At 51.7% G+C, this 14,247-nt stretch carries 15 protein-coding genes and 1 tRNA gene; 5 read left to right on the top strand and 11 right to left on the bottom strand.

Translation table 11 applies throughout. The annotated features are described in order from the left end of the window. Positions 1–374 precede the first annotated feature (374 nt). Positions 375–1,712 (top strand): hypothetical protein, encoded by a 1,338-nt coding sequence (locus tag INT32_RS04790; protein WP_193087603.1) that lies wholly within the window; start codon positions 375–377, stop codon positions 1,710–1,712. Positions 1,713–1,798: 86 nt separating this feature from the next. On the opposite strand, the gene INT32_RS04785 is transcribed toward INT32_RS04790, so the two are convergent. From INT32_RS04785 to INT32_RS04775, 3 genes are all read right to left on the bottom strand, one after another. Then, entirely contained in the window at positions 1,799–2,269 is a 471-nt protein-coding gene (locus INT32_RS04785; RefSeq protein ID WP_193087602.1) for an HIT family protein, read from the bottom strand. Positions 2,270–2,702: 433 nt separating this feature from the next. After that, the gene (locus INT32_RS04780) at positions 2,703–3,125 is read right to left on the bottom strand and encodes a hypothetical protein (protein WP_193087601.1); all 423 of its coding nucleotides are present in this window, start codon (positions 3,123–3,125) and stop codon (positions 2,703–2,705) included. A 39-nt stretch (positions 3,126–3,164) separates the two neighbouring features. After that, positions 3,165–3,374, bottom strand: a complete 210-nt coding sequence (locus tag INT32_RS04775) for a hypothetical protein (protein WP_193087600.1) — start codon at positions 3,372–3,374, stop codon at positions 3,165–3,167. Between the two features lie 224 nt (positions 3,375–3,598). On the opposite strand from INT32_RS04775, the gene INT32_RS04770 reads away from it, so the two are divergent. Together INT32_RS04770 and INT32_RS04765 are read left to right on the top strand one after the other, a co-directional pair. Then, positions 3,599–4,825 (top strand): sulfite oxidase, encoded by a 1,227-nt coding sequence (locus INT32_RS04770; protein WP_193087599.1) that lies wholly within the window; start codon positions 3,599–3,601, stop codon positions 4,823–4,825. Positions 4,826–4,833: 8 nt separating this feature from the next. Continuing rightward, positions 4,834–5,172, top strand: coding sequence for a cytochrome c (locus tag INT32_RS04765; RefSeq protein ID WP_193087598.1), 339 nt, complete (start codon positions 4,834–4,836; stop codon positions 5,170–5,172). 271 nt (positions 5,173–5,443) lie between these two features. Here INT32_RS04765 and INT32_RS04760 read toward each other — a convergent pair whose 3' ends face one another. Genes INT32_RS04760 through INT32_RS04745 form a run of 4 tightly spaced genes read right to left on the bottom strand, consistent with a single transcriptional unit; the run spans position 5,444 to position 8,770 of the window. Then, complete coding sequence (locus INT32_RS04760; RefSeq protein WP_193087597.1) at positions 5,444–6,130, bottom strand: haloacid dehalogenase type II; 687 nt, start codon at positions 6,128–6,130, stop codon at positions 5,444–5,446. A gap of 19 nt (positions 6,131–6,149) precedes the next feature. Beyond that, a complete protein-coding gene (locus INT32_RS04755) occupies positions 6,150–6,956 on the bottom strand; it encodes an SDR family oxidoreductase (protein WP_193087596.1) in 807 nt (268 codons plus the stop codon). A gap of 41 nt (positions 6,957–6,997) precedes the next feature. Further along, positions 6,998–7,702, bottom strand: a complete 705-nt coding sequence (locus INT32_RS04750; protein WP_193087595.1) for a glutathione S-transferase family protein — start codon at positions 7,700–7,702, stop codon at positions 6,998–7,000. Between the two features lie 12 nt (positions 7,703–7,714). Then, positions 7,715–8,770, bottom strand: a complete 1,056-nt coding sequence (locus INT32_RS04745; protein ID WP_226816529.1) for a DMT family transporter — start codon at positions 8,768–8,770, stop codon at positions 7,715–7,717. A gap of 26 nt (positions 8,771–8,796) precedes the next feature. On the opposite strand from INT32_RS04745, the gene INT32_RS04740 reads away from it, so the two are divergent. Continuing rightward, a complete protein-coding gene (locus tag INT32_RS04740) occupies positions 8,797–9,411 on the top strand; it encodes a TetR/AcrR family transcriptional regulator (protein ID WP_193087594.1) in 615 nt (204 codons plus the stop codon). 476 nt (positions 9,412–9,887) lie between these two features. On the opposite strand, the gene INT32_RS04735 is transcribed toward INT32_RS04740, so the two are convergent. Then, positions 9,888–10,781 carry a LysR family transcriptional regulator gene (locus INT32_RS04735; RefSeq protein ID WP_193087593.1) on the bottom strand — a complete coding sequence of 298 codons (894 nt, stop codon included), beginning with the start codon at positions 10,779–10,781 and terminating at the stop codon, positions 9,888–9,890. A gap of 120 nt (positions 10,782–10,901) precedes the next feature. Between INT32_RS04735 and INT32_RS04730 the strand changes: the two genes are divergently transcribed. Then, positions 10,902–11,519, top strand: a complete 618-nt coding sequence (locus INT32_RS04730; protein ID WP_193087592.1) for an FMN-dependent NADH-azoreductase — start codon at positions 10,902–10,904, stop codon at positions 11,517–11,519. A 708-nt stretch (positions 11,520–12,227) separates the two neighbouring features. Here INT32_RS04730 and INT32_RS04725 read toward each other — a convergent pair. The 3 genes from INT32_RS04725 to ribD all read right to left on the bottom strand — a co-directional run bounded on the left by INT32_RS04725 (position 12,228) and on the right by ribD (position 14,182). Next, positions 12,228–12,315: transfer RNA gene (locus INT32_RS04725), tRNA-Ser, on the bottom strand. 121 nt (positions 12,316–12,436) lie between these two features. Next, positions 12,437–13,042 (bottom strand): riboflavin synthase, encoded by a 606-nt coding sequence (locus tag INT32_RS04720; protein WP_193087591.1) that lies wholly within the window; start codon positions 13,040–13,042, stop codon positions 12,437–12,439. 3 nt (positions 13,043–13,045) lie between these two features. Next, positions 13,046–14,182, bottom strand: a complete 1,137-nt coding sequence (gene ribD / locus INT32_RS04715; RefSeq protein WP_193087590.1) for a bifunctional diaminohydroxyphosphoribosylaminopyrimidine deaminase/5-amino-6-(5-phosphoribosylamino)uracil reductase RibD — start codon at positions 14,180–14,182, stop codon at positions 13,046–13,048. Positions 14,183–14,247: the final 65 nt, after the last annotated feature.

Raw genomic sequence — 14,247 nt, 5'->3', positions numbered from 1 at the left:
ACCGCAGAACTTGAGTACGAGGAAAAAAGTGCAACCCCGTGGTTGAAGCCGCTGAAAATAACGGTTCGATAGTCATTTTCAACGCTATTGTTGTGCGATTAAATCAACTTAACATTTATTGACACAAATGAGAATAAATCTCATTTGATATGAGGCCTGGATTGATTATGATAATAAGTGTAACTTTTCCAACGCACACTCATCTTCCCACCTACAGGTATGTTGATAGATCAGGCACTCAAATCAATTGATTCAGTTAAAACAATAATATCTAACGGTCATTCCACAGAGCTGATCAGCCCTCGAGTCAATTTTCTGCTTCAGAATTCTGAAGAAAAATTATCGAAAATCAAACGATTGAATTAAGAAATGCTATGAAAAACATTCTTTTCAATAGACATGCCGCCTTGTCGTTAGGCTTGGTCGTTATACATCAGTCTCTCATTGCATTATCAGCTTTTTTCCTTACACAGTTAATAACTGCATATCAAACCGGCGAGCCTTTTTCCGCAAGCTTGTTTTGGTACCTTTTTTGCATGATCACGCCATTTCTGCCCGGCTGCCTGTCCCTTGTTCAGATGCAAAAGTGGTCAAACCATGTTCATCAACATTTTATTGAAATGGTACGGAAAAAGTGCTTTGCCCGGCCGGGTATCTATACCGATATCAACCTTAGAAACTCGATCGAATCGGTCATTTCCCGCAACTCATTTCCCATTCTGAGTGGATTTATTGCTTTTATACAAGGGTCTCTAACCTTCCTGTTAAACAGTGGCTTAAGTCTGATCGTCATCGGCATCATTCTGCCCAACGAGCTGATCTTTGGCTATTTATTGAGTGTTATCATCAGTATCGTTTCTAATGTATTCCTGCACAAACCAATTGCTCGTGAAACAAAAAAAGTTGAAGAAACCTTTTCTGACTATGGCTCGGGCTTGGCAAAAATCTGGAGTAATGCAATCCTAGGGAATGTGCAAAACTTTGATAGCTGGAGCAATCGCGTAACGCAGGCCGGCAATAGATATTACGAACAATCGTTAAAGCAAACAAGCCTTCAACAAACCGGTAATCTACTATTAGGTGTCTTTACTTTGCTGCCAACAGCGTACTTGGTGTATTCGACATTGGTTAGCGGCACGCTGGACCCTGCGGTGGCAGCCGCAATTATAGTGAATCTGACCAGAGTATTTCATATACTCAATTCACTGGGCACTTTGATTTATCAACTACTGGATTGGTCTTCAGTTAAGGCCAGCTATCAATTTCTTTTTGATATCGTGCGGGATTTAGAAAATGACGGCCACATTGCAGATGCGCCAGTCAGGTCCATTAAGCTCAATGGAGCCGAAATTTCAGGCTATGCAGCAGTGGCAAAACAGTTAACGGAAGTAAATTGCGGACGGTTCACATTAAGAGGAGAAAACGGTTCTGGCAAATCCACTTTGCTTTTATATTTGAAGAAACACTTCGCAAACGATGCGTTCTACCTTCCTGCTTCCATGAATGAGCTGGTATGGAACGCTGAAACGGGGCCTTTGTCCACCGGACAACGCATGCTAACGGCGCTGCAGGAAATTACCACGTATCCAAATATTAAATATTTTTTACTGGATGAATGGGATGCGAATTTGGATAAAGAAAACAAGGTAAAGATTCATGAAATACTGGATGAATTGAGCAAAAAAGCTGTTGTTCTGGAAGTTCGACACTAAGGCGAAGTACCGCAGCCACGCCGCGTTCAGGCGCGCTCTTGCGCCACACGCTCATGTGATTTTTTTACATACCGAAAAAAACGATGCTATTGAACCACCAAGGCGTTCTTCAGTAGCTCGGCCTGCCTGATCAGCTCATCCCTGGAAGCCCGCGGCGCGTCGACAAAACGAAGATCCGTTTGCTCAATATATGCCGTTGAAGTGATGTCTGCATGGCCGATTAAAGGCACAAGATGCGCATGTACATGTGCAATATCGCTGCCGGTGAAAACAAAGCCGGCGCGTTCTACCTTGTGAATAGACTTCATGGCCTTGGCAAGCCGCTGTCCAAGCTGCATCATGCGGGCAGCAAGATCCGAGGGAAGATCATCAAAATAAGCATAATGCATACGTGGGATAAGTTGCACATGACCCGGCCGTATGGGACTGATATCCAGGAAAGCCATGAACTCATGATCTTCGTACACGATATGCGCAGGAATATTCCTGTTGGCAATTGCGCAAAAAAGGCATGAGTTCGTAGGGGTTTCTTCTTCGGAGTTTAAGTGAGGCGGCATAAGTTTAGGTTTCATCACGATTTGAGAAGCAATCGAGACTTTAGCACTACCAAGCGCCCGTGATCGAAGAACTGGCGAAAGAAACTGACTCTCTCCAAAGCTGGGTGCCGGACAATCATCGGGATGACTTGAGAACTTGCGATATCCAATCCTCGAACACACTTACCCGCAGCAGCGGCTCTATCTTTCCTCCAACCAGCCATTGCGGGTTGCACTCCCGCTACCAGGTAGATTCACTGCTAAATTCGCAAGGCGTGCAAGCGATGGGCAAGAATAAGCCCATCGCAGTTTCGGCGGCAACGCCAAGCTACCCCACCGTCGCAGGGCTGGGAAACTTCGTTGTAACTCGTGATAATTCTTAGAGTAATTCCGTTCGGTGGCAATCCGATGCAGGTAGCCCAAAACATCGGATGACGATAAGTAATGACGCTAATTAGACGCCTCCGACCTTGCAATCCTTGACAAGAACGTTGCCAACGGTGGAAGTCTGACCAATGCCCCCCTGCCGCGCGTCCTGGGTGAGCATTTTCCCGTTGACCGAACCTACATCTTCACGCGTGAATTTGTCGGTGGTCCATGTGTATCCATTGCCGCGAAATGTATTGCCTACCATGTCGGCGTTGTTGGTTGTGGCACGTGTGAGTTCCATGGCCTGGTTGGCATAGACGACTTTGGCGGCTAGCGGCTCCTCACCCTGGAAGGTGTACTGGACGCTTACGGGCTGGGTGTTGCCTTGGCCGCAGCTATATTCGACCGTTTGTTGCGACAAATCCTTGCCGTTTTCATTTGACGTTGAACATGCGGCCAGTCCTGCACATAAAATCAAGCCCGTCAGTGTTGTAAGTTTATGATTCATAAGTAGTCCTTTTTAAAATCCCAGGCATCAAGCCTGCTCTTAAATTTTTATACCATCGTCACCATGCAACACCTGTAAACGTTCGTGCCCAATTGAAAATATTCGTGGCAAAACAGAAACCAAGGAATCGTTCGAACGCGCCTTTACGTAATCTTTTGAGTTTTCCCTTAAAAAACGCCATCTTTTTGTTAATGCTGTAATGAGACTCCCGTTCTCCTCACATAGTGGCGCAAATTCACGCTCAAACATGACCGTGTCACCTTCAAAAGCACAGACAACTACTTTGACGCAAGCGCTTGAGAACCCTGGGATGCTCAGTAATGCACTGAAGTACCTGGCAGGTGCCATGCCACCATTGCCTTGGCGCATCACTTTATGGTTGCCCGGTCTCTATTTCATTATGATATGATGTGAGATATAAATATATGACTTATAGATATAAAGAATAGACCAAACCGATCAGGGAGACAATAATGGAAAAGCTGACTAATGCAGGCCGTCGTCAGATGCTGATATCAACGGGCAGCATCGCCGCGATGGCGGGACTGGCTGGCGTGGCCCGCGCCGATATCGGCAAAGCGGACCCCGGCGCGGGCGGCTCGGCCGCCAAACCTTTGCCCGGGTATGCCAATTGGAAAGATGCCGACAGCATGATCGTCCATAGCGCGAACACGATAGAAACCCGGCGAACGGCCTTTGGAAACAGCGTCATCACGCCAACTAATCGCCTGTTCGTCCGCAACAACGTAGCGCCGCCAACCGATGCCAGCATGATGAAAGAGCCTGACAGCTGGACGCTTGAGGTTAGCGGCGTTGCCAAGCCACGCAGCTTCACCGTGGCTGAGCTCAAAGCCCTGGGCTTGGCGGCTGTGCCCATGGTCCTGCAGTGTTCAGGCAACGGCCGGGCCTGGTTTCCACATAAACCCAGCGGCACGCAATGGACCGTGGGCGCCGCTGGCTGCGTCATTTTTACCGGCGTGCCGGTCAAAGCGCTGTTGGAAGCAGTTGGGGGCATGGCCGAAGGCATGGTCTACATGACCAGCACGGGCGGCGAAGCCATTCCGCAAGGCTTGGATCCCAACACCATCCGGATCGAACGCTCGGTGCCAATTTCAGCCCTTGAAGACGCTATCCTGGCATGGGAGCTCAATGGCGAGGCCCTGCCGCTGGCGCATGGCGGCCCCTTGCGCATCATCGTACCCGGCTATACCGGCGTGAACTCCATCAAGTACATCAAGCACCTGGCATTCACCAAAGAGCAATCGCCGGCCAAAATACAGCAAACCAGCTATCGGTGGACGCCGGTAGGCGAGAAACCCAGTCCCAGCCAAGATTCCATTTGGGAATTGCCGGTCAAGTCCTGGATCAACTCCCCGTCCGACCCGGAGCAAACCGTTGCTGCCGGGCGTGTCCAGATCAGCGGCATTGCCATGGGCGGGATGACCGCGGCCAAGTCCATCGAAGTTTCCGTAAACGGCGGCAAAGATTGGATGAAGGCCGAGTTCGTCGGGCCTGACCTGGGCAAGTACGCCTGGCGTGAATTCGTCTTTAGCGCCGACCTGGCCGCTGGTACGCACGAGCTGGCCTGCCGCGCTACCAACGAGGCTGGCGATACTCAGCCCGAGGCACGCCGTGAAAATAATCGCGGTTATATCAACAACAGTTGGCGCGACCACATGGTGGCGGTCAAAGTCGCCTAAGGAAAAAAATGAAGCATGTTGTATTGTCAGCCGCAGCGGCTGTCTTATGGATGGGCGTTGCAGGCGCCAGTTTTGCAGCTGACTCCGATGCTCAGCTGGAGAAGGGAAAAGCCCTATTCATCTCTGATGCCGCGCCCGCCTGTGCCGTGTGCCACACCCTGAAAGACGCGGGTTCAGCCGGAACCATCGGCCCCGATCTTGATGAACTGAAACCCGATGCGGCACGCATTAAGAAGGTATTGCAGGAAGGCATGGCCGTTATGCCTTCCTATGCCGACTCCCTGGATGAGACATCCATGGATGCAATCGTGGCCTATGTCGTACATGCGACAGGCGGTGGGAAATAGACAACTCATGACTTGCTCAATAGGTCATCGATCTGAGTGAGTTGTCTGCAAGCTTGCCTATAAGGCCATAAAGACAAAACAGGCTATAAAAAACCCCGTAACTCGTTGAGTTAACGGGGTTTTTTATATATAAATCTGACGGATTGGGAAGGCCATTCAGATTTCATGCAAAACCATTACAAATACTAGACAATTCCAATACTGAAGTATGACTACCATTCTAGCCAATATGATAATGTAATTTCTATATTTTTACGTCTGAAGTTACCGCCTAAAAATCGCCAAATTCGCGGACAATTTCTGGCACCCCATCCAACCCACCAACCACATATGAGGGCGAAGTGCCCAATTCATCAAACGTGCTGTCGCGACGATTAACCCAGCAAACGTCAAATCCAAAGTGCCGTGCACCCGAGGCATCCCAAGCATTTGACGAGACAAAGAGAATCTGGGACGGCGGTAGGCTCAAAACTTCGCACGCGAGCGTATAAACGCGTGGATCGGGCTTGAATACTTCAATGCGCTCAACACTAAGCAGATGAGAGAAATATTCTTTCAAGCCAGAATTTTTCACGACACTGTCAATCGAGAAAGCCGACCCATTGGACAGAATAGCCAGCGGCAGCCCCATGTCTTTCAAGCGCTGCAGTGTGTCAGGCACCTCTGGATACGGCGACAAGTTCAGATAAGCATCGCACAGCACCTTACAAGTCGTCTCGTCGAGATGTAGCTTCAAATGATTGCAGGTGTAGACGAGCGCATCATGAGTCGCCTGCTCGAACGAAATGTACTGTCCCATCAAACTGCGCAACCAAGTATATTCGAGCTGCTTCTGGCGCCACATCTCGCTAATTTGCGTGCCTTGCCCGGGATACGATGCATTGCACTGGCCAGCCACCGAGTGAACGTCGTACAGCGTGCCGTAAAGATCAAATACAATAGCTTTGGTATCCGCCATGGAACGCTCCTTTACAAAGTCAGAGTGAAAAATGGTCCTTTACCGCTTCGGCAAGCTTAGGCTTGAGCGATGTGAACTTGTCGTCCAGTACAAGGGGATCTGTGCGGTTCTGTGCAATCATCGCCTCACGCACCTCGCCGCCACGAATTACCTGCATTGCGTTGGCTTCTATACCCTGGACAATGGCCTGGGCCACTGCGCTAGCCGGTTCACGAACGAAACCTAGATCGGGACCCGCTCGCGACGACGTCATCATCGGCGTATCGGTAGCGCCGGGGTAGACCGTCAGCACATGCACGCCCTCACCTTTCAACTCCCGACGTAGCGCCTCCCCAAAATGCGAGATCCCCGCTTTGACCGCCGCGTAAGTCGTATAGAAGGGTACCCCAACGAGCGCAATGCCCGAGGACACATTCACAATCATGCTGTCGCACGACGCACGCAAATCCGGCATTGCCGCACGCGCCAACAAAATGGGTGCCAATAAATTGACTTCCACCATCTTTGCAATATCGCATTCCGGCGTGTCTTCCAGCCTGCCCGCGCGCACGCCACCTGCGCTGTTAATTAAAATATCTACCCCGCTCATCGAGACTCGGGCAGCCGCCAAGGCTCGGGCCCGCCCCTGCTTGGTTCCAACATCCGCGTCAATACCATCGGCCTGCCCGCCCGCAGCCCGCAGCAGCTCAATCGCCTGCGTAACAACCTTATCACGACGCCCGACGATAAAGACCTTGGCGCCTTTTTGGACAAGCTCGGTGGCCGTAGCCAGCCCAATACCGCTCGATCCTCCGGTAATCAAAACTTTCTTTCCCTGTACGTTCATGCTTATCTATACCTCAAAGTACGATTTATATGGACGACTGTTCAGGCCGCTGGTAGGAAATTCGAAGGGAACAGCGCACGCTGAGTCTCTTCATCATTCACCTTCTTAAACGCAACATCGGAGGCGACCATCCGCGCGCGTGCAACGGCCGGCCTTGCATCGACGCCTTGAAACCAACGTTTGATGTTCGGGTAAAGGGCCAACGGATCCTCGGTGCCTTTCATCACCCTGGACGCTCTATCCAGCCATCCCCAAGCAGAGATATCGGCGATGGTGTATTCGTTGCCAACGATAAATTCCCGATCAACCAAATGGTCGTCCAAAATCTTGTAATGACGCTCGGCTTCGCGGCGGTACCGATTGACGGCATAGTCCAGTCCCCCAGGAGCTGCATGCTGAAAGTGCACCGCCTGCCCCGAAAATGGCCCCAGGCCACTGGCGAGAAAAAGCAGCCATGATAAGAGCTGCGGACGATCCTGGACCTGGCCGAGAAATCGCCCCGTCTTCTCTGCAAGGTATATCAGAATTGCCGTAGAATCGAAGACCGTCGCCTGTCGACCGCCCGGCCCATCCAGATCTACAATCGCAGGGACCTTGCCGTTCGGGTTGATTCTGCGAAACTCAGGATCGTGCTGCTGACCCTTGCTTGTATCCACTGGCACGACCTCGTAATCCAACCCAGATTCTTCGAGAAAGAGTGAAATTTTGGCTGGATTAGGTGTCGGATGATAATAGAAACGAATCATTTGTAATGCCTCCTACTCGGCACGTTTAAGAATGGCAACAGGGAATGGACGTCTGGCAGCAATAACAACGCCCAGCGAAATGATGAAGATTGCCGCAACCCCAAGCAAGGACGGCACTTCACCCAATACAGGCACCGCTAAAAGCGTTGCCAAAACAGGAACCAACGCCATCATGGCCGATGCAGCGCCGGAGCCGAGCACTGCTACCGCCCGGTTATAGGCAAAGAGCGCCACACCGCTCATGAACACGCCTTGGTAAACAAACTGGAACACGATTTCATTAGTGGACGCTTGGTTCAGTCTTGACAGGTTCCATCCGACATACACTGGGATGAAGATCACCGCCGACCAGAAGCAGATCAGCGCCGCCGACTGGAGCGCTGACAGCTCGCTAGTACGAAAGCGTACCGAGTAAACAGCCCAAGTGAGTGCTGCCAGCACCAGCGCACCATAGCCCAGCGTATCAATAGCACCGTCCGTCTCCAGGCGACTGGCCACCAGCGCAACCAAACCCATCAATATAGCCAGGTAGCTCCAGATCGTCGAACTAGCGGGTCGCTGTTTTGTCACATGCCAGCTAATCAAACCAGCCATTACGGGCATCAGCGCCGGAACAATTGATGACGCCTGCGCAGCCGTGGTGAGCTTCAGACCCGTAGCGACGAGCAACACAAAGGGGGCACCCCAAAGCACAGAATAGAGCAGGCCTTCCAGCCACGCCCCTACCGACAGTCGTTGCTTAAATAGCACCGGAGCTAGCAGAATCGCCCCAGCCCCAAAGCGCAGCGCTGTGACATCCCAAATGCGCAACTGATGCGTGACCGTAAATCGCGTAACCACGAACCATCCGGAAAATATTAAAACTGAGATAGCAGCAAAGGCCAAGCCACGGATCCATCGTACAGGCGGTGTCAAATTGGGGGACATGTTCGCATTTGCCAAAACATTTAAAAAGTGAGCGTCGAAGTTAGAGGCGTTCTTAGACAGGCGGGAAATCATTAACTGAAGACTTGACCATTCTAAATCGATCGATCTAAAATGGTCAAGTATTAGATTAATAGCTGACATGCGTCACATTTATAGGCAACCAATTTATGGGCCGACCAAGAGAATTTGATGAAACTGAAGTTCTAGCTGCTGCTATCGACTGTTTTTGGGAACGTGGGTACGAAGCAACCTCAACCAGAGAGCTGGCGGAAAAAATGGGGTTAACCGGCGCAAGCTTGTATAACGCTTTCGGCGGCAAACGAGCCTTATACCGCAGAGCGCTCAATCATTACATCGAAACCAGCTTCGCAGATCGCGTGCGCCGGCTTGAGGGCAAGCTACCTCCACCACAAGCAATTAGCGCTTTTTTCTCGGAAATCATTCAACGATCCCTGGCCGATAGGCAGCGAAAAGGATGCATGCTTGTGAATTCCGCATTAGAACTTGCGCCCCACGATCCGGAATTCCGGGAAATTGTCACCGAAGTTCTCGGACATATCGAGGCATTCTTTCGTCGATGCGTCCAAGCCGGCCAGCAAGACGGAACGATAACAACAACCCAATCGGCCACTGACCTGGGACGGCTACTACTGGGCGTTCATGTCGGACTGCGCGTCGTAGCCAGAACAAGACCAGAACGAGAATTGCTCGAAGGAATGGTCCGTCCAGTGCTAGCGCTTCTTAACCCTTACGTAAGTTCCACAAGAGAAACGAAACGATGATTGAACTCTACTATTGGCCTGCAATCGTAGGGCCTGCCCGGCAGGCACTACGAGACGAAGGAGAGACCCCCAAAGCCTATGATGCGTCATGATTTTTGGCTAGCGACAGGCGCAACCATATAGCGCCGCAGTAGATGCACTTGGCACTGCCAACCGTAACCGCCTCTCGGTCCCGTCCTTTACGAATCACTTCGTGTGACTCCTCGTTCACATTGTGCCGTACCGGTCGCGCGTCTGTCGTGTATTCGGTTTTTCTCTTCTGCGTGCAGATTTCTTGGCAAGCTCTTTGCAGTTGGACAGAACATCACTCGGGCTGCGCGCGAGCCAAGCCTATCAGAATTTGATGTGGACGATATGACACATCAATTAGCACAATTTGACCATGGCCGTATAAAAGCCGAGTCCTCCCCGCTTCAGACACGGGGTTATACCCGTTGTACCTTAATCCTCTAAAACGCCGGTAAGCAGCATTGTTATCAGGCGAAACGTTGCTTCAGTTCTGTCATCAGCCACTGTCCAGCTGGTCCGAGCGCATCGCTGCGCTTATGGGCGGCATAGATCGTAAGCCCTTCTTCTGGCGTCGGGTCATCAACAATTTGCATTAATGCGAGATGTCCCGCGGCAATTTCGCTTGCTACCATATGTTCGGGCATACGACACCAGCCAAACCCTGCCATCAGAAAATCCATACGACGGCCAATGTCGATAAAGCGCCACCGCCTGGCACTTGAAATACCATAATCCACACTTTGGGGCTCTACAGGGTCTGAAAGTACAAGCTGCACATGGGCCTCAAAGTCACTTTGCATGACAGGGCGCTTAAGGAATGCCAAGGGATGTCCCGTTGCCACGACGGGCAACATTTTTATACGAAGTAAAGGATATGCCACGACATCCTCTGGCACCGTGGGAAGCAGCAGACAAATTCCCGTGGCCGCCGTTCCATTCCGTAATCGTCGTAGTGAACCACCCAGCCCTTCTGTTGAAAAGCTTACCGGCAGGTCAGGAAATTGTTTACGCAGCAGACGCAAACTTTCAATCAATGATGCTGTTGGAACTAAAGGATCAATGGCAATCGTCAGCTCAGGCTCAAGTCCGGAGCGAGCTCCTTTGGCTACCGCCGCAAACCGCCCTGCACTCGCCAAAACCAACCTGGCATGCTCAACGAGTACACGGCCTGCCTCAGTCAGACGTGGGCGATGACCACTTCGATCAAACAGTAAAATACCCTGGGTTGCCTCTAATGATGCAATGGCCTGGCTGATAGACGACTGCGCTCGCGATAGCGCTCTACTAGCTGCAGAGAAACTCCCTGTCTCTACAATTGCCACCAGTACGCGTAGCTGATCAAGTGTAAGGTTTCCGATCAAAATGCCGCCCTTTCATCGTATATCCATCGGTAAATATGATTAAAACTATCATATTTTTATCACTTCCGGTGATAAACCCTGCGAGATATAGTGTCGTAACACACATCAAGGGAAACAGGCATGAGCACACTTTTAGTTGTAGAAACGAGTCCCAGAGGAGAAGGTTCAATCTCGCGTAACATGACTCAGTCATTTTTGGAGCGCTGGAAAACCGCAAATCCGTCTGGTGAAATCATTGAGAGGGATCTGGTAAAAACCGATTTACAGTTCATCACGGAACATTGGCTTGAAGCATATTTCACCCCTGCCGATCAGCACACTTCAGAGATGAAAGAACGGCTACAGCTCTCCGATAAACTGATTGATGAATTGCAGGCAGCCGATCATCTTGTGATAGCGACACCCGTTTATAACTATAACGTTCCGGCCTCACTGAAGGCATGGATCGATACAATTGTTCGCAAAGGCAAGACGCTTGGATTTGATGGTCATGGTCTGGTCACAGATAAAAAGGCAACAGTGCTTATTGCCTCAGGCGGCGTTTATACTGAAGGGGCGTTTCTTCAGGATCGCGACATTGCTACGCACTATCTTCGTTTAATTCTTAAAGTCATTGGCATTACTGATGTCACTTTCATCGCTGGCGGCGGCGCCAAGGCAGTGGACTTAGGCGAACTTACGATGGCATCATTCATGGAGAAATTAACTCTCGACCTTGTTCAGGCAGCGGCAAAGTAGCGTTGTGAATTCCCACCGCCAGCCGCATGGATTTGTCTCAAGGATAGCTGGCTGCAACTATCGTGCGGGGCTTTGGCGCGAACACACACCTGTGTGTCTCGCGTGGGTGTGTTTGGAAGTATTTCTGGTTTCACAGGCAAAAAATATAGGCAAGCTTGTATGCTTGCCTATATCTCCCTTCAAATGCAGAATCCGGATATTTTCACTAATCATGAGATGCCATTTTCACTAACTGTGAAATTCGACAATCGAATACCACATAACATTCGCCCTGTGCTCGCCCATGACCGCGTTCGGCAGGACATCATTTTCAGCAGAGTCAGACACCACCATCATCGCCTGATTAAACTATACAGATGGAACCGCCTATTTTCGAGCAGCTTTATCAGAAAGCTGCGGCGCTCAAATATGAATGTAATCCACTATTCATATTCTTTATACGTAATTGCGCGCCAATCACAACTGCGCTTGAATTCAGAATCAGGCAGGGATCTTGGTCGATATCTGCTGCACAATGGTCGCAAAGCTCGGACCATTAACGACATATTGGAGGTTTTGACTGGCCAGGCTCGTTCAATACCCCCAATTGGGAGCATCTTCAAGCATACGCATACACCCCTGCATAACCAAACAGGCAATAAAAAACCCCGCAAATCATTGAATTTACGGGGTATTTCGTATTTATACATTACTTAACGTATACAAGTCTGGCGGGTTGGGGGGGATTCGAACCCCCGATACGTTACCGTATACACGCTTTCCAAGCGTGCGCCTTCAGCCACTCGGCCACCGACCCTATTATTTAGAACTGCTACTGCAGGTGGGCGCCTTAAAAACCACTCGGCCACCGACCCTGTCATCAAGAACTCACTGCGACCATTGCGTTTATTACAATGACCCGTTCTCAATTTAGCCTGCTATTTTAGCATCCTTTCGACATAACGCGCAATCATATCGATTTCCAGATTCACTTTTAGCCCTTTTTTTAGGTGCTTGAGTGTTGTCACCTGTAGCGTATGCGGGATGATATTGATGCTGATCTCGCAGCCATCGGCGTTGTCCGTGACCGAATTGACCGTCAGGCTCACGCCATTGACTGTGACCGAGCCTTTATAAGCCAGGTATTTTGACAGCGCTGTCGGTACTTGAATGCATAACTCGTGCGACTCGCCCACTTGTTCAAAGCGCGTGACCTGCCCCATGCCATCTACGTGCCCAGAGACCAGGTGGCCGTCCAGGGAGTCGCCCAGCTTGAGTGAGCGTTCCAGATTCACTTCGCCGGTCTTGTCCAGCCCGGTCGTTTTGTCCAGGCTCTCTCGCGAGACATCGATCTGGAAAGCGCCTTCGCTCAACGACACGACAGTCATACAGGCGCCCTGCACGGCAATCGAGTCGCCCAGGCCGATCCCGGACAGATCAAAGTCGTTTGCCTCGATAGTCAGATGCACGCCGTCATCGGCGCTATTGCCGGCCGGTTTGATCTGGCTGATGCGGCCAACGCCGCTGATAATTCCTGTGAACATTCTTTACTCCATATCGGGCTTTGTGCCGCCCGATTGCAATTGTAATTGATTCCACCGCGTGGGCAGCCTGGCTCGCAGGCGCATGTCCTTGCCGCAGGCAGCGGTATCGAAGAACGCAAAGCGATAGGCGTCGGCCAGCACATTAAACGGCGTATGCGCAACCGCCGAGCGGGCATCGCCCAGAATTGTGGGGGCCAGGTAGACCAGCAGTTCATCCACGCACCCGGCCTGCAGCAGTGCGCCGTTAAGACCGGGTCCGGCTTCCACATGCACCTCGTTAATGTCCTGCTGCCCCAGCCAGGCCATGACGGCCTTCAAGTCCACATGCTTGTTTTTTTCGTTTACCGTAATCACGCGTACGTTGCGCGCGGCCAGGCGTTCGGCCTTGGCAGCGTTGTACTCGGTCACGAAAACCCACACCGGATTGCCGTCAAATAACCTCGCGTCTTCGTCAATGGCAAACTGGCTGTCAATGACGGCCCGAATGGGTTGGCGGGGCGTGGCTACATCGCGCACGGTAAGCTGCGGATCATCGTCGCGCACCGTACCCGAGCCGGTCAGGATAACGCAGGCACGGGCGCGCCAGTGGTGACCATCGGCGCGCGCCTGGCCGCCGGTGATCCATTGTGAACGGCCATTGTTCAGGGCGACCTTGCCATCGAGCGTGCTGGCAATTTTCATGCGGACCCAGGGGCGCTGTATGCTCATGCGCGATACGAAACCGGGGTTGATTTCCAGTGCCTGCTCAAGTCCCAGGCCAATTTCAACTGTGATGCCGGCGCCCTGCAGTTTGCCAATGCCCGCCCCGCTGACCAGCGGATTCGGATCTCTGGCGGCAATCACAACCCGCGCAGGTTTTGCCGCAAGCAGCGCGTCCACGCACGGTGGCGTGCGGCCATAGTGGCTGCAGGGCTCCAGCGTGACGTAAAAGGTTGATCCCGCCAGCGCATGCCCCTTGGCCTGCGCATTGCGGATGGCGCACACCTCGGCGTGCGGCCCGCCAGGCGGCTGGGTTGCGCCCTCACCCAGGATCTGGCCCTGGTTGACGATCACGCAGCCCACCCGCGGATTGGGGCTGGTACTGAACATGACGCTGCGTGCCAGCGCCAGCGCCCGATCCATATAATCCTGATCATTCATAAACCAATGTTCCGATGATAAAGGGTCAGTGTGCCCATGAGCCGGTGCGCACTGCGCCATGCCGC

The sequence above is a fragment of the Advenella sp. FME57 genome (genome assembly GCF_014897675.1).
GTDB lineage: Bacteria > Pseudomonadota > Gammaproteobacteria > Burkholderiales > Burkholderiaceae_B > Advenella.
The sequence above is the reverse complement of the archived record's forward strand: the minus strand, read 5'-3'. Positions and strand labels throughout refer to the sequence as shown.

Coding starts and splice junctions, on each gene's coding strand:
- INT32_RS04790 (WP_193087603.1), top strand. CDS start 375: ATGAAAAACATTCTTTTCAATAGACATGCCGCCTTGTCGTTAGGCTTG.
- INT32_RS04785 (WP_193087602.1), bottom strand. CDS start 2,269: ATGCCGCCTCACTTAAACTCCGAAGAAGAAACCCCTACGAACTCATGC.
- INT32_RS04780 (WP_193087601.1), bottom strand. CDS start 3,125: ATGAATCATAAACTTACAACACTGACGGGCTTGATTTTATGTGCAGGA.
- INT32_RS04775 (WP_193087600.1), bottom strand. CDS start 3,374: ATGTTTGAGCGTGAATTTGCGCCACTATGTGAGGAGAACGGGAGTCTC.
- INT32_RS04770 (WP_193087599.1), top strand. CDS start 3,599: ATGGAAAAGCTGACTAATGCAGGCCGTCGTCAGATGCTGATATCAACG.
- INT32_RS04765 (WP_193087598.1), top strand. CDS start 4,834: ATGAAGCATGTTGTATTGTCAGCCGCAGCGGCTGTCTTATGGATGGGC.
- INT32_RS04760 (WP_193087597.1), bottom strand. CDS start 6,130: ATGGCGGATACCAAAGCTATTGTATTTGATCTTTACGGCACGCTGTAC.
- INT32_RS04755 (WP_193087596.1), bottom strand. CDS start 6,956: ATGAACGTACAGGGAAAGAAAGTTTTGATTACCGGAGGATCGAGCGGT.
- INT32_RS04750 (WP_193087595.1), bottom strand. CDS start 7,702: ATGATTCGTTTCTATTATCATCCGACACCTAATCCAGCCAAAATTTCA.
- INT32_RS04745 (WP_226816529.1), bottom strand. CDS start 8,770: ATGTCAGCTATTAATCTAATACTTGACCATTTTAGATCGATCGATTTA.
- INT32_RS04740 (WP_193087594.1), top strand. CDS start 8,797: ATGGGCCGACCAAGAGAATTTGATGAAACTGAAGTTCTAGCTGCTGCT.
- INT32_RS04730 (WP_193087592.1), top strand. CDS start 10,902: ATGAGCACACTTTTAGTTGTAGAAACGAGTCCCAGAGGAGAAGGTTCA.
- INT32_RS04720 (WP_193087591.1), bottom strand. CDS start 13,042: ATGTTCACAGGAATTATCAGCGGCGTTGGCCGCATCAGCCAGATCAAA.
- ribD (WP_193087590.1), bottom strand. CDS start 14,182: ATGAATGATCAGGATTATATGGATCGGGCGCTGGCGCTGGCACGCAGC.